Origin of the sequence: Corynebacterium sp. UBA2622 (assembly GCF_002339505.1) — a bacterium.
In the GTDB taxonomy this organism is placed as follows: Bacteria; Actinomycetota; Actinomycetes; order Mycobacteriales; family Mycobacteriaceae; genus Corynebacterium.
In genome coordinates this window covers 1-19,000 of record NZ_DDJO01000020.1, presented here as the reverse complement: position 1 = coordinate 19,000, position 19,000 = coordinate 1, and the positions used below count along the sequence as shown (strand labels likewise).

The window sequence follows — 19,000 nt, the reverse complement described above, 5'->3', positions numbered from 1 at the left end:
GACGGTGCCGGCAACCGCGACCCCGACCGCGGCAGGGACGGTGGCCGCGACCGCGGCGCGCGCCGCCCCCGCGGCGGGAGGGGCCGCAGGTGACGCCCCCGCTGCGCCGCACCCGCGGTGACCTCATCGCCACCGCCGTCATCGCCGCTGTCTCCGTCATCCTCCTCATCGCCGCCGTGCTCACGGCGCCGGTGCGCGCATCGCACCTCAACCCCGCCGGCCGGGAGCTGGAGAAGACCGGCAGGCTCTCGGCGGCCCCCTCCAGCCTCAGCGAGTCGTTCCGCCTCCGCGACAACTCCCCCGGCCCGCGCCCCATTGTCGCGGACAGGCTCATCATCACCTACGCCGACCACACCCTCACCGCCACAACTCCCGAGGGCGAGACGGCCTGGACGTATTCGCGCGACTCAGACCTTTGTTCACTCGCCCAGGCGTGGGGCAAGGTGGTGGCGGACTACCGCGGGCCAGCGGGCTGTGGAGACGTTGTCGCCCTGACCGCCCTGACCGGCCAATACGCCGGAACCCGCTCCGCCGTCGCGCCCGAGCAGGTGGCGGGGATCAGCTCCAACGACAAGATCGGCTACGTCTCCACCTCGCGGGTGGAGCTGTGGCGCTCCGACCTCGTCCGCACCGTCGAGTACGGCGCGGTGGAGGCCCCGCAGGAGGCCGGAATGCAGCCGAACCGCTGCTCGCTAACCTCCGCCCTGACCCGCACCGAGCTGCTGGCCATCACGGAGAAGTGCGGGGACGGCACGTTCCTGCGTCTGCAGGATGCGACTCCCGAGGACTCAAGGAAACCCGAGATCCACTCCAGTGTCGCTCTCCCGGAGGGGGCGTATCTCGTCGCCGTGGGCCAGGGTGCCGCGGCCGTCTACGATCCCGCCACGTCCCGGGTGACCAGCTACAAAAAGGACGGCTCCGAGCTGGCATCCACCGCGGTGGCGCAGCTTTCGGGGGGCGCCACCGTCGACGGCACGCTGCACGTGCTGCCCACCGCCGACCTCCCCCACCACATGATGTTCTATGGGGGCGGCCACCTGCTGACCTTCGACCCCTCAACGCTCGCCGTTACCGGCACGTTCGACGGGGCGCGGGGCACGGGCGCTGCCGTCGGTGACCGGCTGATATTTGCCACCGATACCGGTCTCGCGGTCGCGAATGCGGACAACAACGCAACAGAGCAGATCATTCCGGTCGACCGCGGGGGCTACCGCGGCGAGGTGTACGTGGACTCGGCGGGCGCGGGGGTCGTCGAAAAGCGCGGCTCGGAGGTTATCTACCTGAAGGCGAACTAGCCCCGGGGCCGCGGGTCCTCACCGTCCGGTGCGGCGCGCGTAGGCGGCGCGCGAGTACTCCCATGAGGCCGGGTGGAAGATCCCGACGAGGGCCAGGACCGTGGAGACGAGCGTGACCGCCCCCAGCAGCACCGCCCCGCCCTTGAACATGTAGATGGCCACCGCCACGAGGATGAACTCGATGAGCACGATCGCGCCGCCGCCAACTGAGCGGCCGGCGAACAGGCGCACGGCTGTGTAGGCGACGAAGCCGAAAATGACGAGGATGAACACCGCCGTTCCCACCCCTACGTAATCCGCCGCTCCGGACTGTGACTCGATGCTGCTGTCCGCCACCCCGCGGAGGTTGGAGACGATCAGCCAGATGGCGTAGCCGAACAGGGCGACGCACTGGGCCAGAACGACCAGGGCACCGAAGCGCAGGACCGCGGGCGGCTCCCCCACCCCGGGTCCGGAGGGCATCCCACCCGATTGGTGGATGGACGCCGCCTCCGCGCCGACGCTGCCGGGGGCGGGGTTGGTTCCCGGGCGGGCATCCCGCTTCTTTTCTCGGTTGGTGCTCACCCGGCCAGTCTAACGGCCCTCCCACCGCCCATCCCGGCTGACCCGCGGGGCCGTGTCAGGTGCCCCCTCCGGGCGGGGTGGGTGCGATTTGACCTGTGGCGCGTTTCCGTGCCTGCGGAGAGCCGGGCGTTTGTGCAGGTAATTCACCGCCTCCGGGAGGGACACCCAGCATCCCCTGAACGGTGGCGCAGGTTTGTTACGGCGAGCGTTTATGATATGCGTCACTTTTAAGCCGGGAACCCTAGCGCGGGTGCTGTTTACGTGCCATCATTCTCGGGTAGCAAAAATTAAAGGTTTGTTTGCCCAGACCTTAACCCCCGGTCACGACCGGGTGAATACCAGGAAAACGGAAGACGGGTCTTGGAACCACCGAGGACGCCGCCCGGCACCTGGCAGCGCATTACGCCCCACGCCGCCCCTTCATCGGGGTGTCCATCCGGCGTGCGCAGAAACAGATACGACCACCGCACACGTTTAAGGAGTATTCATCATGGATTGGCGCCACGAAGCAATTTGCCGCGACGAGGACCCGGAACTGTTCTTCCCCGTCGGCAACTCCGGCCCCGCTCTGGCCCAGATCGCCCAGGCCAAGCTGGTCTGCAACCAGTGCCCCGTCACCTCCTCCTGCCTCAAGTGGGCACTCGAGACCGGCCAGGACGCCGGTGTCTGGGGCGGCCTGTCGGAGGAGGAGCGCCGCGCACTGAAGCGCCGCAACAAGCAGCGCGCCCGTAACCGCGCCCGCCTCAGCGCCTGACCCGCACACCAGCCCCCGGTGGAAGCCCCCGAGCTTCCCGGCGTGCCGTGACTGGCACCGGGCCACGGAAGGCACCGGGCCCCGATTACCCCGCCCCGCCGGCGGGGCGATAGAGTGAAAAACCTGTAACTTCAACCATCCAGGGAAGAGGAGGGCCCCATGAGCAAGCGTGGTCGTAAGCGCAAGGATCGCCGCAAGAAGGGCGCTAACCGCGGTAAGCGCCCCAACGCCTAAGCGCGTTCTACTGAAACGCCCCCCAGCGCCCACCGGCACGGCGGGGCGTTTTTGCTGAATCCGGGACCGCGCACGACCCTCGATTCTGCAGCGCGGCCCTAGATCCGGTAGCGCGTCACCGAGACGGTGGTGATCGAGGTGATGATTCGCTCGCGCAGGGGCTCCGGGGCGTGCACCTTTCCGCAGCAATCGCGGACCAGGCCGCGCACGGCAAGCTCCGACTGCAGGTGGCTGAAGCATTCCGGGCAGGCCGCAAGCCGCTCGCGGATCTCGGCGGCGCGTTCGGGTGTGGTGTCGCCGTCGAGAAGCTCGCAGAGTAGCGTCGTGGCCTCCCGGCAGGTGGAGGAGTGTTCGTGTCCGGCGCCCATCAGTCCATCTCCTTGCTTCCGCGGACGTCCCCGTCCGGGGAACGGCCCGCTCGCGGTTTGTTCTGCGCGGCCCCGGCGGGTTCCGCACCCCCGAGGCCGATGCCCTGTTCGTTCGCTACGTCCTTCAACATCTCGCGGAGCTGTTTTCTTCCACGGTGCAAACGGGACATGACCGTGCCGAGGGGGATGTCCATCACCTCGGCGATCTCCTTGTAGGCCAGGCCCTCCACGTCCGCGTAGTAGACCACCATCCGGTAGTCCTCGTTGAGGGAGTTCAGCGCCTCGGAGATCCGCGAATTCGGCAGGTTCTTCAGCGCCTCCACCTCGGCGGACTCCAGGCCCGTCGAGTCGTGGGAGCTGGAGGTGTAGAGCTGGTGGTCGGTGATGTCCTCCGCCGACGTCTCCAGCGGCCGCCGCTGCTTCTTGCGGTAGGTGTTGATGTACGTGTTCGTCATGATCCGGTAGAGCCACGCCTTGAGGTTGGTGCCCGGCTTGAAGCTGTCGAACGCGTTGAACGCCTTGAGGTAGGTCTCCTGGACCAGGTCCTCCGCGTCCTGTGGGTTGCGCGTCATCCGCAGCGCGCCACCGTAGAGCTGGTCCAGCAGGGGCATCGCCTCCCGGTTGAAGCGCTGTTGCAGGTCAGTGTCGGCCATGGGGACATTGTAGGGCACCGCCCCGACACGCCCCTCACCCGAGCGCTACGCTCGCGGCAGCATGTGAAGCACGTGTGGCACGTGAAGGAGGAAGACCATGGCACTGAAGACCCGCGCGCTCGAGGCACTGGAGGGCACCCCGCACGAGATCCTGGAGTACTCCCCCAGCCAGGACCATTTCGGCGAGCATTCGGCCCGTGAGCTCGGCCTGGATCCCCACGAGGTGTTCAAGACCCTCCTCATCGAGGGCCCCGACCGGGCGATGGCCGTGTGCTGCGTGCCCGTCGCCGCGCGGCTGAGCCCCAAGCACGCGGCCAGGGCAATGGGGTGGAAGCGCGCCGAGATGGCCGATCCCGCCCGGGCCCAGCGCACCACCGGTTACGTCCTCGGGGGCATTTCCCCGCTCGGGACGCTGACAAAGCTGCCCACGCTTATCGACGCCTCCGCGGCCGACCTCGAGACCCTCACCGTGTCCGCGGGACAGCGCGGCCTGTCGGCACAACTCTCCCCGGCCGACCTGGCCCGACTGACCGACGCTCAGTTCGCGGACATCAGCTCCGCATAGTCGTTGCGCACGTTGCCCACTTCCCTCGCCGCCTCCCTGGCCCGCAGCCCGTCGGCGACGCGGGACGGGCGCACCAGCTCGAGCGCCTCCCCGGGGGACCCGTGCACCCACTGCTCCACTTCGTCGGCGGCCAGGAAGAGCGGCAGCCTGTGGTGGAGCCACTCCATGGACTCGGGCGCGGCAGTGGTGATCATGGTCGTCGACAGGCGGTCGAGCCCCGTGTCCCACAGCGCCGCCGCGTACAGGAGACCCTCGCCCGGCGCGACGTAGTAGGGCTGCTTCCCCCCGCTTTCCCGCTTCCACTCGTAGTAACCGTCGAGCACCATCAGCCCGCGGCGGGCGGCGAAGGCGGAGCGGAACGAGGGCTTCTCGGCCACCGTCTCCCCCCGGGCGTTGAACAACGGAGGGCCTGACTCGTCCTTCTTCCACGCGGGCAGCAGACCCCACCGTGCGGCATCGAGGCGGGCACCGGACTCCCCCACCCTCACCAGGGGCACCTGCTGGGTCGGGGCGATGTTGTAGCGCGGCGGGGGCGTGCCGTCGGGGGCGGCAACCGGCCCCACGCCGGGTAGTGCCGCGATCTCCCCGAGGAGGTCGTGGCCCGTCGTAAACAGTACGAAGCGTCCACACATGCCTCCATTATGATTGACCGCATGACTGACTTGTGGCCTGCGCCGTTCGCCTCGGCCCCCATCACCCACACCCAGGTGGTGCCGGGGTCGAAGTCCATGACGAACCGCGCCTACGTCCTCGGGGCTCTCGCGGAGGCCCCGTCACGGATTGTCGGGGCCCTCCACTCCCGCGACACCGACCTGATGCGCGGGGCGCTCGAGGCCATGGGCGTGGGGTTCGCCGACGGAGCCGACGGCTCTCTCGAGGTCACCCCCGGGCGGCTCCACGGTGCCGAGGTCGTCTGCGGTCTGGCGGGCACGGTGATGCGCTTCGTGCCGGCGGTCGCGGCCTTCGCCGAGGGCCAGGTGCTCTTCGACGGCGACGAGCAGGCCCGCCTGCGGCCGATGAGCACAATCCTCGACGCCCTGCGCAGCCTCGGGGTCCACGTCGCCGGCGACACCCTGCCCTTCACGGTCCACGGAACGGGTTCCGCCCCGGGCGGCGTCGTCGAGCTCGACGCCTCCGGTTCCTCCCAGTTCGTCTCGGGCCTCCTGCTCGCGGCGCCCCGGTTCGAACGCGGTGTGACGGTGCGCCACACGGGCGGCTCCCTGCCCTCCATGCCGCACATTGAGATGACGGTGGACATGCTCGGCCAGGCGGGGGTGGATGTGACCTCCTCCCCCAACACCTGGAAGGTTGAACCGCAGGCGATCGGCGGTCGCACCTGGGTGATCGAGCCGGACCTGTCCAACGCCACCCCCTTCCTCGCGGCGGCAGCGGTCACGGGCGGGGTCGTGCGCGTACCCGACTGGCCGGTGCCGACGACGCAACCCGGCGACGTGATCCGCGACATTCTCGGCCGCATGGGTTGCGAGGTGGAGCTGCACTCCACCGGCGCCTCCTACGACCTGGAGGTGCGCGGTCCGCAGCGCGGCACGCTGCGCGGGATCCGCATCGACATGGGCGACATCGGTGAGCTCACCCCCACCGTCGCCGCCCTGGCCACGCAGGCCACCACCCCCTCCGAGCTCACCGGGATCGGCCACCTGCGCGGCCACGAGACCGACCGGCTCAGGGCGCTGACCGAGGAGATCAACAAGCTCGGCGGCAGGTGCGAGGAGCTTCGCGACGGCCTGCGCATCCACCCTATGCCCCTCCACCCGGGCATCTGGCGCTCCTACGCCGACCACCGCATGGCGACGGCGGGCGCCATCATCGGCCTGGCCACGCAGGGCGTGCAGGTCGAGGACATCGCCACGACGGCGAAGACGCTGCCCGGGTTCGAGACGATGTGGGCCGACATGGTGGGGGCGTAGCGGCGTGGCCCGCGGTTTCGGCGACTTTGCCAACTACGACGAATCCGACGTGCGCACCCGCCCCGGCAAGGGATCGCGCCCGCGCACGAAGGACCGTCCCCTCCACAAGGACGCGGTGGCCGGAATGGTGGTGACGAAGGACCGCGGCCGCTGGGGTGTGGTCATCGACGGGACCGGGGCGGTGGTGCAGTGCATGCGCGCCCGCGAGCTCAAGCGGGTCTCCGTCGAGGTGGGCGACCGCGTCGGGGTCGTGGGCGACACCTCCGGGGCCAAGGACACGCTGGCGCGGATCGTCAGGCGCGAGGAGCGCACCTCGGTGCTGCGGCGCACGGCCGACGACACCGACCCCTACGAGCGCATCATCGTGGCCAACGCCGAGCTCCTCCTCATCGTCGTCGCCGTGGCCGACCCGCCCCCGCGCACGGGCTTCGTGGAGCGGGCTCTCATCGCCGCCTTCGTCGGCGGGGTGAAGCCGGTCGTCTGCCTCACCAAGTCCGACCTCGCGGACCCGGCCATCTTCCGGGCGGAGCTGGAGGACCTGGACGTGGAGGTCTTCGAGGTCGGCATCGACGATCCGATCGGGGACCTCACCGCGCTGACGCGGGACCGTCTATCGGCGCTCATCGGGCACTCCGGGGTGGGCAAATCGACCCTGGTCAACCGCATCGTCCCCGACGCGCAGCGGGCCACCGGCGAGGTGTCGGGCGTGGGCAAGGGGCGGCACACCTCCACGCAGTCCGTGGCGCTCCAGCTGCCGGGCGGGGGGTGGATCATCGACACCCCGGGCATCCGCTCCTTCGGTCTCGCCCACGTCTCCCCCGAGGAAATCATCCAGGTCTTCCCGGACCTCGACGAGGCGGCCGAGGGGTGCCCTCGCGGCTGCACCCATCTCGGCCCACCCGCCGACCCGGAGTGCGCGTGGGACGCGCTCGACCCCGGGACGGTGACGTGGCGGCGAGCCCAAGCTGTGCGCCGGCTGCTCGAGGCGCTGCGCTCGAACAACGAGTGGGACCTAAAGCAGCTCGAGGAGGAACGGTAGCTCGCTGGGGTCGAAGAACGCCATGTAGTTGTCCTGGGCGTCGCCCACGGCCAGCTCCGCGTCCTCGTCGCCGAGCTCGGCGGCATCGATGTTCTCCATGGCCCGGGCCGTAGCCTCCTCGGCCTCTTTCACGTCGACGTGGATCGCGGCGACGTCATCGATCGAGACGGGCCCTGAAAGCTTGACCACGGACTCCCCCATGTCCGGGTGGCCCTGGGCGCCCTCGACGTCGGCGGAAACCACCACGCGGCGGTGCGGGAAGTCGGCCTCGCCGCCGGCGGTGAGCAGGCGGATCGAGGTGCGGGAGGCCTCGTCGAAGGCGATCTCCTCCAGCTCCTCCTGGTCTCCGGAGGTGTAGAACTCGGTGAGTTCCGGCGTGACGGCGAACGCCCACCCGTTTCGGGCGTGCAGGACACCCTCGGATTCGAGGGTGGCGAGCATGCTGAACGTCGCCGGCACGTACACGCGCACTAAAACTCACCCTCGATACCGAAGAGGGACTGGATCTCCACCGCGGTGCGATCGAAGGCGGTGTGCAGGATGCCGATCATGCCGTGCTCGACGGCGGCGCGGACGTTCATGATGTCGTCGTCGACCATCACGCAGTCCGCGAGCGGGACGTCGATGGCGTTTGCGGCGGCCTGGAATGCGGCGCGCTCGGGTTTTTCCCATCCGACCTCACCGGAGAGGACGACGGCGTCGACGATTCCGCGGAACTCCCACTCCCGGATGGCCTCGGCCTCCTCCCCGTCCGACTCGGCGTTCGAGAGGATGGCGGTGGAGATGCCCCGGCCCTTCACCGCCTCAATGAGGGCGACCCAACGTTTTTGATCTTCAACGTCGAGATCCAGAACTCCCGAGTAGTCGATAATCAGTCCCTGCATTCGGTGTAATCCGCCTCTTTCGTGCTTACTTAAGTGTGCCGCCCCGCAAGCGCCGGGGCTGGCGCGGGTGACACAATACTACCTACCCCACGTCGCGTCCGCCCCTCCACAGCGAGGAGGAGCCCATGTACTACCCCGTCCCCGGTTACCAGCACATGAAGGTGCTGGTCCAACCCCCGCCGGCGCCGCAGCGTCCCAGCCCGGTGCGCCGGCGCGGCGTGCGCCCGTCGCCCCTGGTCAAGGTCGCCCTGGAGGCGGCGTTCGGCATGCGTGACAGCGCGGCACTGAAACAGAGCCTCTATGCCCCCGGCGTTCGCAATCACATCAGCGCCCGCAGGCGCGCGAAAACCCCCGCGGGACCGGTGCAGATTCTCACCTGCCACGCCCGCGAGGGCGGGGAGTTCTTCGGCAGCGCCCAGCTCGGCACCCGCCGCTACGCCTACGTCGCGCGCGTCGTGGAGGGCAGGCTCGTCTCCTTCAAGGTTCTCTGAACCCTTAGGCGGACCCAGGCCCGCCGAACGCCGCTAGACGACGCTCGAGCCACCCTGCTCCGGCGCGGCGACCTGCTGCTCGAACTGGCGCCGCATGCTGAACAGCTGGCGCACCGTCTCCTCCTGGATGCCCTCGTTCATCGCGCGGAACATGTCGCCGCCCTCCTTCTGGTACTCGACCAGCGGGTCGCGCTGGGCCATCGCGCGAAGGCCGATGCCCTCCTTGAGGTAGTCCATCTCGTAGAGGTGCTCGCGCCACTTGGTGTCGATGATCGGGAGGATCACCATCCGCTCGAGGTTGCGCATCTGCGCCTCCCCACCGATGGCGGCGACGTTCTCCTCGAGCCGGTCGTACTGGGCCAGCGCGTCGTCGACAAGGGCCTCGCGCAGCTGCGACGCGGAAATCTCGCCGGGGCTGCCGTACCGGTCGCCGTCGACAAGCTCGGCGGCGGAGACGGAGGGGCCGTAGAGCGCGTCGAGGGCGTGCCAGAGTTCGTCGAGGTCCCAGTCCTCCACGTAACCCTCGCGGGTGGCCCCGTCAACGTAGGCACCCACGGTGTCGGCGATCATGCGCCGTACCTGGTCCTTGATGTCCTTGGAGTCGAGGATCTCGCGACGCTCGCGGTAGACCACCTTGCGCTGCTCGTTGAGCACCTCGTCGTACTTGAGCACGTTCTTGCGCATCTCGAAGTTCTGGTTCTCCACCTGCGTCTGCGCGCCCTTGATGGCGTTGGAGACCATCTTCGCCTCGATGGGGACATCGTCCGGCACATTGAGGCGGTTCATCATGTTCTCCATGGACTGGCCGACGAAGCGGACCATGAGGTCGTCGCGCATGGAGAGGTAGAAGCGGGTCTCACCCGGGTCGCCCTGGCGGCCGGAGCGGCCGCGCAGCTGGTTGTCGATGCGGCGCGACTCGTGGCGCTCCGTGCCGATGACGTAGAGGCCTCCCGACTCGCGCACCTCGTCGCCGAGCTGCTTGGAGCGCTCCTTGGCCAGCGGAAGCTGCTCGTTCCACGCCTCCTGGTAGCGCTCCTCGTCCTCGAAGGGGTCGAGCCCCTGCTCCTGCAGGCGCGCGTCCAGGAGGATCTCCGGGTTGCCGCCGAGCACGATGTCCGTGCCGCGGCCGGCCATGTTGGTGGAGACCGTGACTTTGCCGGGCAGGCCGGCCTCCGCGATGATGCGGCCCTCCTCCTCGTGGTGCTTCGCGTTGAGCACGTTGTGCTTCACGCCCTTGCGGGTGAGCAACTGGGAGAGGTACTCCGAGCGCTCGACGGAGGTGGTGCCGACGAGGACGGGCTGGCCCTTCTCCACGTGCTCGGCGATGTCGTCGGCGACGGCGGCGAACTTCGCCTCCTGGGTCTTGTAGACGAGGTCGTCGCGGTCCGTTCGCTGGTTCGGCTTGTTCGGCGGGATGGCCACGACGTCGAGGCCGTAAATCTGGTGGAGCTCGGCCGCCTCCGTCTCGGCGGTGCCGGTCATGCCGGCCAGTTTCTCGTAGAGGCGGAAGTAGTTCTGCAGCGTGACCGTCGCGAGAGTCTGGTTCTCGTTCTTGATCTCGACGTTTTCCTTGGCCTCGATGGCCTGGTGCATGCCCTCGTTGTAGCGGCGCCCGGCAAGCACACGGCCGGTGAAGGTGTCCACGATGAGCACCTCGCCCTGGCGGATGATGTAGTCCTTGTCGCGCTCGAAGAGCTCCTTGGCCTTGAGGGCGTTGTTGAGGTAGCTCACCAGCTGGGAGTGCTCGGGGGCGTAGAGGTTGTCGATGCCCAGCTGGTCTTCGACGAACTCCACCCCCTCCTCCGTGACCCCGACGGTGCGCTTGCGCTTGTCCACCTCGTAGTGGATGCCCTCGCGCATGCGCGGCGCCAGCTGGGCGAAGACGGTGTAGAAGTGGCTGGATCCGTCGACGGGGCCCGAAATGATCAGCGGGGTGCGCGCCTCGTCGATGAGGATCGAGTCAACCTCGTCCACGATGGCGAAGTTGTGGCCACGCTGGACCATGTCGGCCACGGAGCGGGCCATGTTGTCGCGCAGGTAATCGAAACCGAGCTCGTTGTTGGTGCCGTAGGTGATGTCGGCATCGTAGGCCTTCTTGCGTTCGGGAGGACGCATCTCGGAGAGGATCACGCCGACCTCGAGGCCGAGGAAGTGGTGCACGCGGCCCATCATCTCTGCGTCACGCCTGGCCAGGTAGTCGTTGACGGTGACGATGTGCACGCCCTTGCCGCCCAGGCCGTTGAGGTACGCGGGCAGCACCGACGTCAGGGTCTTGCCCTCACCCGTCTTCATCTCGGCGACGGAGCCGAAGTGGAGGGCGGCGCCACCCATGATCTGCACCCGGTAGTGCTTCTGGCCGAGGACGCGCCAGGATGCCTCGCGCGCCGCGGCGAAGGCCTCGACCAGGATGTCGTCGAGCGTCGATCCACCCTCAAGCTGATCGCGGAACTCCGCGGTCTTCGCCTTGAGCTCCGCGTCGGTCAGGGCAGCGTATTCGTCCTCGAGGGCGATAACCTGGTCGGCGATCTTGCCCAGGCGCTTGACGGTGCGGCCTTCACCGGCGCGGAGCAACTTTGAGAGTCCAAACACGTGCGTTTAGTCCTTCGTTCGGTGGAATCGAATGAGTATCAACCCGCTATTGTACGCACGGCCACGACATTCACGGGTCCACGGTGCTGAAAGGTGTCTGCGAAAAACCGGCCCGGCACCGGTGCAGGCGACGCGGAACCGGCCCGGCACCTCCGCGGGGAAGTGCCGGGCCGGCCGGGAGAAACGGGCGCTACTCGGCGGCGCCGCGCATGTCTGCCGCGCCCGTCGCCTCGACACCCTCGGCGAGGGCGATCAGGCCGTAGTCGAAGGCGTGGCGGCGGTACACGACGGACGGGCGGGAGGTGGCCTCGTCCACGAAGAGGTAGAAGTCGTGGCCCACGAGCTCCATCTCCGAGAGGGCCTCGTCGACACTCATCGGGGTGGCGGGGTGCTCCTTGCGGCGAACCACCTGGCCGGGCTGGAAGTCGTCGACCAGCCCGGCGTAGGGGTCGGCGTCGTTCTCGCTGGTCTGGGCCCTCGCCTCGCGCGCCTCCGCCTCGAGCTCCGCGGCGATCTCACCGGTGGACTTCGGGGCGCGGTGGCCGGAGCGGGAAATCTCGCGGCGCACCTTCACCTTGCGCAGGGAGCGCTCGAGCTTGCCGACGGCCGATTCCAGCGCAGCGTAGAAGCTGTCCTCCTTGGCCTCGGCGCGGGCGAGGTGGCCCTTGCCGGTGGCCGTGATCTGGATGCGCTGGGACTGCGCCTCGCGGCGCGGGTTCGGCTCGTGCTGCAGCTCGACGTGGAAGAAGGTGAGGGTCGGGTCGAGCTTCTCGATCTTCGCGAGTTTGGCGTTCACACGATCCTGGAAGTGCTCAGGGACTTCAACGTTGCGGCCAGTGATGGTCACCTGGGCCTCGGGGCTCAGGACTTCGTTGTTGTCTGCAGAGGTCATCTGCTTCCTCCCTTGAGTTGTAGGAACGGGGGCTACCTTCACTATACAAGTGGTCATAACCAATCGGACGGAAACGAGGGAATTGAACCCCTTTGCTCAGGCCGCGCACAGGGCCACGCAGGCCACGACGCTGCCGCCCAGAGCCAGGAGCTTTTCGACGCTCCCCTGCAGCGTCGCCCCCGTGGTCACCACGTCGTCGACGACGATGAGCTCCCCCGCGGGGACACCGGCCGCCCGCACGCTGCCGGAGAGGTTCGCGCGGCGCTCCTCCGCGCCCAGGGTGGACTGGTCGGCGGTGCCCGGCGCGAGCGAGAGCACCGCGCGCGTGGGGCGGCCCGATGCCCGGCACACCGCCTCGACGGGATCCCCTCCCCTGTCCCGTGCCGATCTCGCACGGGTGGGCGCCGGGACGAGCACGGTTCCCGCCGGGATCTCCCCGCGCGCCTCCAGGTGCCCGAGACCGGCCGCCAGCACAGCCCCCACGTGTGCGCGCACAGCCAGGTTGTGCCGTTCCTTCATGGCCAGCACCACCCCGCGGTGGGCATCGGCGTAGGGGCCGAACGCGAAGACGGGCGCGTGCGGGTGCGTCGCGGGGCTGACCCTCACCGGGGGTGCGGAGAGGACGCGGCGGCACCGCCCGCACAGGTGCTCCCCCGCCACGCCGCAGCCGGCGCACCGCCGGGGCAGGACGAGCTCGAACACTCCACCCGCCCCTAGCGGGCCACGATCGGCAGGGAGCGCACGCCCTGCAGGCCGGGCACCTCGCGCCAGTTCGGGTTCTCCGGGGCTCCCGTGGCGGGCAGCTGGAGGGTGCCGTTGGCATCGGTGACGTAGTACATGGTCGACGATGAGGCCACGGCCACCACGGGCGCGGTGAGGTTGCCGCTGGAGAGCGTCGTGGTGGAGGAGCCGTCCTGCTCCACGCGCACCACCGGTGAGCCGGGCGTGCTGGTGCCCACGAGGAGGGAGCCGTCGGGGTTCCAGTCCGCGGCGACCACGCTGCCGCCGAGGTCCGAGGCGTACTCGACGACGTTGACGATGGAGCGCTGCCCCGTCCCGCTGCGCTCCACGATCCCCGTGTACAGGTGGCCGTCGATGACCATGACTACTCGGGCGCCGGTGCGGGAAAGGCGAAGGACGGAGATGTTGCCGTCCACACCCTCGGGGAGGTTGACGCTGATCTCGCCGCTGACCATGTCGCCGGTGGCGGCGGAACGCACGGTGCGCACGACGCGCCGGCCGTCCACCACGACCCAGGCCGTGGTGCGGTCCGCCTCGAAGGTCGGGCGGGTGAAGTTCTGCCCGCGCATGACCTCGCGCGCGGCCCCTCCCAGGCTGCCAACCTGATAGCGCTGGCTGCCCTCCCTGCCCAGAACCACAGCGTAGTTGCCGGTGTTGGTCACGTCGGCGGAGGCGATGTCGCCACCGCGGCCCAGGGCGTCGTCGACGGGTTGCGCCTCGCCCCCGCTGAGGCGGCTGAGGGCGCCGTTGGCCAGGGAGTACGTGCTCGTCTCCCCCACGACGTCCGTCAGGGGGCTGACGTCGACGAAGTCGTCTGTGGTGAAGCTGTCGATGCCCGCGATGAGCGGGTCGCCGTCGGTGCGGATCGAGATCGGCCCCGTCGTTCCCGCGTTGGAGAGCACCCACACCACCTGGGCGGCGAAGCGCATGCGCTTCTCCTCGTTCACGGCGCCGAAGCCGGTGAAGTTGTAGGCGCCGTTCTCGTAGCCCACGTAGGCGGCCTCGGCGGGCAGGTCGAACAGGAGAGCGGGCCGGAGGCGCTCGGAGGGGCCGTCGATAAGCATGCTCAGCAGGTCCCCGCCGAGGGAGTCGCGCTCGGAGTAGATCCACCGGCGGTCCGCGACGAGCTCCGAGGCGGTGCTGTCGAAGAAGTAGAGGTTGTAGGGCTGGTACTTGTTGCGCATCTCCGTGCGCTCGATGACAACGCCGCTGGGCAGGGAGGACACGCGCCACTCGCCGTCGACCTGCTCGAGCTCCATGGTGGCGTCGTAGAGCGCGCGGTTCGGGCGGAAGACCCCTCCCGCCTGGATCTCCCCGATGATGTCGCCCTGGACGCTGAAGCTGCGCCGTCCCCCGGTTCCGCCGGCGACCGTGTTGATGTTCAGGCGGTCGACCACCAGCGTCGTGTCGGTGGGCTGCCAAGCGTCGCGCGCCTGCGAGGTGAGGAAGGTCCGCGCGGCCTCGTAGTTCGCGGTGGGAACGGCCGAGGCGGCGAAGAAGTCGCGCAGGAGCAGATCGGGGTCGCTGCCGGGCTTCGGCGCGATGACGGGTGCGACCGCCGACTGCGGTTCGTAACTGCGCAGCACGTGCGGCTCGGTGTTCGACGGCAGGGTCGCGCACGAGGACGCGGCCGACGTCACCGCGGCGATGACGAGCGCCGCCGCCCGGCTCCGGGTTCTACTCCTGCGCATTACCGGCCTCCTCCCGCGCCGACCCATCGGCCCCGTCCGCCGTCGCGAAACCCGTCTCCGGCTGCGGCGGCGCGAGTTCCACGGGTGCGGTGGTGAAACCCAGTTCGGGATCGCGCGGCAGCACCAGGCGGAACTGCGAACCCACGTTGGGGGTTCCGGCGGCGTCGAGGATGCCGCGGTGCAGGTGGGCGTCCTCCCGGGCGATGGCCAGGCCGAGCCCTGTTCCGCCGGAGTGGCGTTTGCGGGACTTGTCGGCGCGCCAGAAGCGGTTGAACACGAGATCCTCCTGACCCGGTTTGAGGCCCACTCCGTGGTCGGTGACGGTGATCGCGACCGCCTCGTCGTTGGCGGTCAACTCCACCACGACCGGTCGGCCCTCGGAGTGGTCGATGGCGTTGGCCAGCAGATTGCGGACGATGCGCTCGATGCGGCGCGGGTCGCCCTCGATGGTCACCGGCTCCTCCGGCGAGATGAACTGCACGTCCACACCCAGCTCCCGGGCCAGGTGCCGGGTCTGCTCCCAGGCGGACTGGACCGGTGCGTGGGCGTCAAGCGTGGTGGCGGCGAGGTCGGCCACGCCGGCGTCGTGGCGCGAGATCTCCAGCAGGTCCCCCAGCAGCTCCTCGAATCGGTCAAGCTCCCGGGTCATGAGCTGGGAGGCGCGCTTGGTGTGCGGGTCGAGCGAGTCCTGTTCCGCGGCGATCATGTCCGCCGCCATGCGCACGGTGGTCAGCGGGGTCCGCAGCTCGTGGGAGACGTCGGAGGTGAACTGGCGCTGCAGGTCGCCGTACTCCTCGAGCTGGTTGATCTGCCGCGAGATCTTGTCCGCCATGTTGTTGAAGGACATCGCCAGCACGGCCATCTCGTCCTCGCCGTCGACGGGCATGCGCTCGCGCAGGTGGCCGGCGGCGAACCGCTCCGCGGTGCGCGAGGCGGAGCGCACCGGGGAGACGATCTGCTGCGAGGCAAGCCACGCGATACCCACCAGGAGCACCACCACGACGATGGACGCGGTGGCGAGCAGACCCTGCATGAGCGCCAGGGTGGCCATCTCGCTTTCCATGTTCAGCACGAGGTAGAGCTGCAGCCCCGGGATTTCCGCGCTCGTGGGCGTGCCGACGATGAGCGCGTTGTAGGAGGAACCGTCCGTGCGGTCCATGGAGGCGAACTGGTAGGCGACGTTGCCCTCGGTGACGAAGTTCTGCAGCCGCTGCGGGATGGTGAACCCCTCCGGGGAGGTCATCACCCCCCCGTCGCTGCCCTGGATGACGAGCACCGGTTCGTAGACCGCGGCCGACCCCGTGTTCTGCTGCGAACGCTGGGAGACCGCGGTGCGCGCGGAGTTCAGGCGGGTCTGCATCGAGCTGGAGGTCGCCGAGCTGTCGATCTGCTCCTCCACCACCGAGCGGGCCCGCTCGATCTCGCTGCTGGCCAGGTCGATCTTCGTGGCGGTGATGCGCTGGGTGACCACGGAGGCGAGCGCGAAACCCAGCACCAGCATGACGATCGTGGAGACGATGAGCACGGTGCCCACGAACCGGACCTGCAGGGAGGTGCGCCACGCGTCCGCCATGTTCTCGCGAACCCGGCGCAGCGGGCGGTTGCGCAGCAGCTCACGCACCCTGTCACCCCCGTGGGAGCCGGGAGCCCCCTTCTTCGGGGGAGCGGGTTTGTCGGCGCCTACACCGGCTGGCGCGGCCGGCGCGGGATCCGCGACCACCTCCGTTCCACCACCCGGCTCGTCGGCGGGCGCGCGGGTGCCCACGGCTCGCTCTGCGGAACCCGCGGAGCCGACCGTGTCCGGCACCTGAGACGCGTCCAGGGTGCTACACCCCCGGCTTGCCGGTCTTGTAGCCCACGCCGCGGACCGTGAGGATGATCTCCGGGTTCTCCGGGTCGTGCTCGATCTTCGATCGGAGGCGCTGGACGTGGACGTTGACCAGGCGGGTATCCGAGGCGTTGCGGTAGCCCCACACCGTCTCCAGGAGCTCCTCGCGGGTATGCACCTGGTTGGGGTTGCGCGCCATCTCGAGCAGCAGATCGAACTCGAGCGGGGTGAGAGCGATCTCCTCCTCCCCGCGTGTGACCATGTGGCGGGGCACGTCGATGGTGAGGTCACCCACCTCGAGCACCTCGGCGGGGTCTTCGTCGGTGCGGCGCAGGCGGGCGCGGATTCGGGCGATGAGCTCCTTGGGCTTGAAGGGCTTGGTGATGTAGTCGTCCGCGCCGGACTCCAGCCCGAGCACCACGTCGACGGTGTCCGTCTTGGCGGTGAGCATGACGATAGGCACCGACGATTCCTTGCGGATCTCGCGGCAGATGTCCACGCCGTTCATTCCGGGCAGCATGAGGTCGAGCAGGATGAGGTCCGGGTCGTAGTCGTGGAAGGTGGACACCGCCGCGGCACCGTCCATGACCGGGCGCGCCTCGAACCCCTCGGACTCCAGGACGATCGTCAGCATCTCGTTGATGGCGGGATCATCGTCGACCACCAGAATCTTCGGCGTCATCACTGCTCCTTATTAATTGTTCACAACTGCCTGAATGATAGATTGCGCGTCCGCCGAGCGCAGCCACCGACTCCCCCACCCCGCCTCGGCAAGGCGCATGTAGGCGGCGAAGGTGTCCTCCTGCAGCCGCGCGTTGCGCTCATAGGCGTCGCGCGCCCTGGTCCCGTCCGCCGCTTCGCGACGCCTCGCCCGGCGCCCCGCCTCCTCCGGCGGGGTGTCCACGAGCACCTGGAGGTCGGGCACCGGCAGACCGAGCCGGTCGAACTCCAGCGCGCGCACCCACTCCGCCGCACCCGCGTCACCGGTGCGCGCGGACGTGTATGCCGCGTTGGAGGCGACGTAGCGGTCCAGGACGATGATCCGGTCCGGGGCGCCCGCGTAGGCGTCGAGAAGCGGTTTGGCTCCGGCCCTGTCGAGGGCGAAGAGGGTGGCCATGCCGTAGGCGGAGCTGGTGAGGTCGCCCATCTTTCCGTGCAGCGCGTCGCGGGCGAGGTCCGCGTGGATGGACTCGCCGTAGCGCGGGAACGCACAGGTGTCGGCCCCGAGCTCCTCGCGGATGGCCGTGACGAGGGTGTTCTTGCCGGCCCCGTCGATGCCCTCGACCGCGATGATCATCGGGCCCCCGAGGTTGCGGAGGGCGGAATGTGCGCGTCGGTCATGTGTGCTGATCTCCCGTCTCGGCCGGCGTCTGGAGGGGCGGGCGCCCCGTGCGGAACCCACCTTAACGGAGCACCCGGCCACGACTGCTGCCGTGCCCGGCGACGGAAAAACCCGGGAGAATCCAGGAGAGCCCAGGAGAGCCCAGGAGAGTCCAGGAGAATCTAGGAGAGCGCCTCGATGAATTGCTCGATGTCCTCGTCGGTGTCCACCTGCTCGAGCACGCCGGAAGCGGCACCCGACAGCTGCTCGTCGACGTCGGCGTAGCCGCCCCGGATGAACTCGTAGGCGTCCGCCACCTCACCGGCACTGAAGGGCGCGCCCGCCCAGATGGCGGCGATGGTGGCGGCGGCGCGGCCGTTGTCGACCTCGTCGCCGCTCGCCGAGGTGGTCGCGGCCAGGAGAACCGCGTCGCGCACGGCGTCGAGGATGCCGTCGGAATCGAGCTCCGCCAGCTCGTCGAGGAAGTCGGCGTTGGCCTCGGTGGAGAAGATCTCGGTGTCCCACGTGCTCATGGGGTGCTCCTTCTGGGAAGTGACGGTTCTGGGGAAGGCGTGGACGGGGGTCCCGCTGGTTTCAACGTACAATCACTAACCCCTCAACGGGGCGTTTGTCTACAGAATCCGGGGTGCGGGAGCGGGCGGTCACCCGCGGGCGCGTTTTAGACGGAGATCACAGCTCCAGATACATTAGGGGGTTTTCATAACATTGCCTCTGTGATATAAAAAGTGGTGAGAATGTTATGAATTTGTAACTTAGGCGGTCCCGGGATGTTGCCCGGGGCCGCCTACGCCGGAGAGGAGAGGACCATGAACGACGACTCGCGCCGCCGCGTCACGATGTTCATGATCGCCGGCGTGGTGGTGGCAATCATCGCCGGTCTCGCGGTGTGGAAGATGTCCCTGCCCTCCTCTCCGCAGGAACCCGACTACCGGGCGGACGGCGGTGCGGCGCGCGAGTCCGCGCCCACCTCCACCCGCACCACCGCGGGTACGTCAAACGCCGCCAGCAGCTCGTCGCCCTCCCCCGCGGAGCCCGGTGCCACCCAGGGTGACCCGGCCGCGGCCGAGCGGGCGCCGAGCCCCGCCGGAACCCCGCGCGGCAGCGCCGCCGCGCCCGAGCGCGACCCGCTCCTGCCGCCGAAC

At 69.1% G+C, this 19,000-nt stretch carries 21 protein-coding genes and 1 pseudogene; 8 read left to right on the top strand and 14 right to left on the bottom strand.

Going from position 1 to position 19,000, the window contains the following annotated elements; translation table 11 throughout:
• Positions 1 to 89: 89 nt before the first annotated feature.
• Complete coding sequence (locus B3611_RS08490; protein ID WP_291314649.1) at positions 90 to 1,295, top strand: hypothetical protein; 1,206 nt, start codon at positions 90 to 92, stop codon at positions 1,293 to 1,295.
• Between the two features lie 18 nt (positions 1,296 to 1,313).
• Here B3611_RS08490 and B3611_RS08485 read toward each other — a convergent pair whose 3' ends face one another.
• Positions 1,314 to 1,859 (bottom strand): hypothetical protein, encoded by a 546-nt coding sequence (locus B3611_RS08485; protein ID WP_291314648.1) that lies wholly within the window; start codon positions 1,857 to 1,859, stop codon positions 1,314 to 1,316.
• A 490-nt stretch (positions 1,860 to 2,349) separates the two neighbouring features.
• Here B3611_RS08485 and B3611_RS08480 point away from each other — a divergent pair, with 490 nt between their 5' ends.
• On the top strand, positions 2,350 to 2,613 hold the full coding sequence (locus B3611_RS08480; RefSeq protein ID WP_291314647.1) for a WhiB family transcriptional regulator: 264 nt from the start codon (positions 2,350 to 2,352) through the stop codon (positions 2,611 to 2,613).
• Positions 2,614 to 2,772: 159 nt separating this feature from the next.
• Entirely contained in the window at positions 2,773 to 2,847 is a 75-nt protein-coding gene (locus tag B3611_RS10190; protein WP_414646320.1) for a 50S ribosomal protein bL37, read from the top strand.
• A 98-nt stretch (positions 2,848 to 2,945) separates the two neighbouring features.
• Here B3611_RS10190 and rsrA read toward each other — a convergent pair whose 3' ends face one another.
• Positions 2,946 to 3,215 (bottom strand): mycothiol system anti-sigma-R factor, encoded by a 270-nt coding sequence (gene rsrA, locus B3611_RS08475; protein WP_291314646.1) that lies wholly within the window; start codon positions 3,213 to 3,215, stop codon positions 2,946 to 2,948.
• Positions 3,215 to 3,868, bottom strand: coding sequence for a sigma-70 family RNA polymerase sigma factor (locus B3611_RS08470; RefSeq protein WP_291314645.1), 654 nt, complete (start codon positions 3,866 to 3,868; stop codon positions 3,215 to 3,217). The genes rsrA and B3611_RS08470 overlap by 1 nt, the downstream gene beginning before the upstream one ends.
• Positions 3,869 to 3,965: 97 nt before the next feature.
• Here B3611_RS08470 and ybaK point away from each other — a divergent pair, with 97 nt between their 5' ends.
• The gene (gene ybaK / locus B3611_RS08465; RefSeq protein WP_291314644.1) at positions 3,966 to 4,433 is read left to right on the top strand and encodes a Cys-tRNA(Pro) deacylase; all 468 of its coding nucleotides are present in this window, start codon (positions 3,966 to 3,968) and stop codon (positions 4,431 to 4,433) included.
• On the opposite strand, the gene B3611_RS08460 is transcribed toward ybaK, so the two are convergent.
• Positions 4,406 to 5,065, bottom strand: coding sequence for an SOS response-associated peptidase (locus B3611_RS08460; protein ID WP_291314643.1), 660 nt, complete (start codon positions 5,063 to 5,065; stop codon positions 4,406 to 4,408). The genes ybaK and B3611_RS08460 overlap by 28 nt on opposite strands.
• A gap of 21 nt (positions 5,066 to 5,086) precedes the next feature.
• Between B3611_RS08460 and aroA the strand changes: the two genes are divergently transcribed.
• Positions 5,087 to 6,361: a 3-phosphoshikimate 1-carboxyvinyltransferase gene (gene aroA / locus B3611_RS08455; RefSeq protein WP_291314642.1), complete on the top strand. Its 1,275-nt coding sequence runs from the start codon at positions 5,087 to 5,089 to the stop codon at positions 6,359 to 6,361.
• Positions 6,362 to 6,365: 4 nt separating this feature from the next.
• Complete coding sequence (rsgA, locus tag B3611_RS08450) at positions 6,366 to 7,400, top strand: ribosome small subunit-dependent GTPase A (RefSeq protein WP_291314641.1); 1,035 nt, start codon at positions 6,366 to 6,368, stop codon at positions 7,398 to 7,400.
• On the opposite strand, the gene B3611_RS08445 is transcribed toward rsgA, so the two are convergent.
• On the bottom strand, positions 7,374 to 7,871 hold the full coding sequence (locus B3611_RS08445) for a DUF6912 family protein (protein WP_291314640.1): 498 nt from the start codon (positions 7,869 to 7,871) through the stop codon (positions 7,374 to 7,376). The two genes, rsgA and B3611_RS08445, sit on opposite strands and share 27 nt — an antisense overlap.
• On the bottom strand, positions 7,871 to 8,284 hold the full coding sequence (locus B3611_RS08440; RefSeq protein WP_291314639.1) for an HAD family hydrolase: 414 nt from the start codon (positions 8,282 to 8,284) through the stop codon (positions 7,871 to 7,873). Before B3611_RS08440 ends, B3611_RS08445 begins: the two co-directional genes overlap by 1 nt.
• Before the next feature lie 125 nt (positions 8,285 to 8,409).
• Between B3611_RS08440 and B3611_RS08435 the strand changes: the two genes are divergently transcribed.
• Entirely contained in the window at positions 8,410 to 8,775 is a 366-nt protein-coding gene (locus tag B3611_RS08435; RefSeq protein ID WP_291314638.1) for a hypothetical protein, read from the top strand.
• A 33-nt stretch (positions 8,776 to 8,808) separates the two neighbouring features.
• Here B3611_RS08435 and secA read toward each other — a convergent pair whose 3' ends face one another.
• From secA to B3611_RS08395, 8 genes are all read right to left on the bottom strand, one after another.
• Positions 8,809 to 11,364: a preprotein translocase subunit SecA gene (gene secA / locus B3611_RS08430; protein ID WP_291314637.1), complete on the bottom strand. Its 2,556-nt coding sequence runs from the start codon at positions 11,362 to 11,364 to the stop codon at positions 8,809 to 8,811.
• Between the two features lie 190 nt (positions 11,365 to 11,554).
• Positions 11,555 to 12,256, bottom strand: coding sequence for a ribosome hibernation-promoting factor, HPF/YfiA family (gene hpf, locus B3611_RS08425; RefSeq protein WP_291314636.1), 702 nt, complete (start codon positions 12,254 to 12,256; stop codon positions 11,555 to 11,557).
• Between the two features lie 96 nt (positions 12,257 to 12,352).
• The gene (locus B3611_RS08420; protein WP_291314635.1) at positions 12,353 to 12,958 is read right to left on the bottom strand and encodes a ComF family protein; all 606 of its coding nucleotides are present in this window, start codon (positions 12,956 to 12,958) and stop codon (positions 12,353 to 12,355) included.
• Between the two features lie 11 nt (positions 12,959 to 12,969).
• Positions 12,970 to 14,688: an LpqB family beta-propeller domain-containing protein gene (locus tag B3611_RS08415; RefSeq protein WP_291314634.1), complete on the bottom strand. Its 1,719-nt coding sequence runs from the start codon at positions 14,686 to 14,688 to the stop codon at positions 12,970 to 12,972.
• Complete coding sequence (gene mtrB / locus B3611_RS08410) at positions 14,675 to 16,261, bottom strand: MtrAB system histidine kinase MtrB (protein WP_291314650.1); 1,587 nt, start codon at positions 16,259 to 16,261, stop codon at positions 14,675 to 14,677. Before mtrB ends, B3611_RS08415 begins: the two co-directional genes overlap by 14 nt.
• A gap of 253 nt (positions 16,262 to 16,514) precedes the next feature.
• Positions 16,515 to 17,198 carry an MtrAB system response regulator MtrA gene (gene mtrA / locus B3611_RS08405; RefSeq protein WP_291314633.1) on the bottom strand — a complete coding sequence of 228 codons (684 nt, stop codon included), beginning with the start codon at positions 17,196 to 17,198 and terminating at the stop codon, positions 16,515 to 16,517.
• A gap of 12 nt (positions 17,199 to 17,210) precedes the next feature.
• Positions 17,211 to 17,813 (bottom strand): dTMP kinase, encoded by a 603-nt coding sequence (locus B3611_RS08400; RefSeq protein WP_291314632.1) that lies wholly within the window; start codon positions 17,811 to 17,813, stop codon positions 17,211 to 17,213.
• A 206-nt stretch (positions 17,814 to 18,019) separates the two neighbouring features.
• Positions 18,020 to 18,370 carry a DUF4259 domain-containing protein gene (locus tag B3611_RS08395; protein ID WP_291314631.1) on the bottom strand — a complete coding sequence of 117 codons (351 nt, stop codon included), beginning with the start codon at positions 18,368 to 18,370 and terminating at the stop codon, positions 18,020 to 18,022.
• Between the two features lie 294 nt (positions 18,371 to 18,664).
• Between B3611_RS08395 and B3611_RS08390 the strand changes: the two are divergent.
• Positions 18,665 to 19,000 (top strand): annotated as a pseudogene (locus tag B3611_RS08390) (hypothetical protein); the annotation flags it as partial.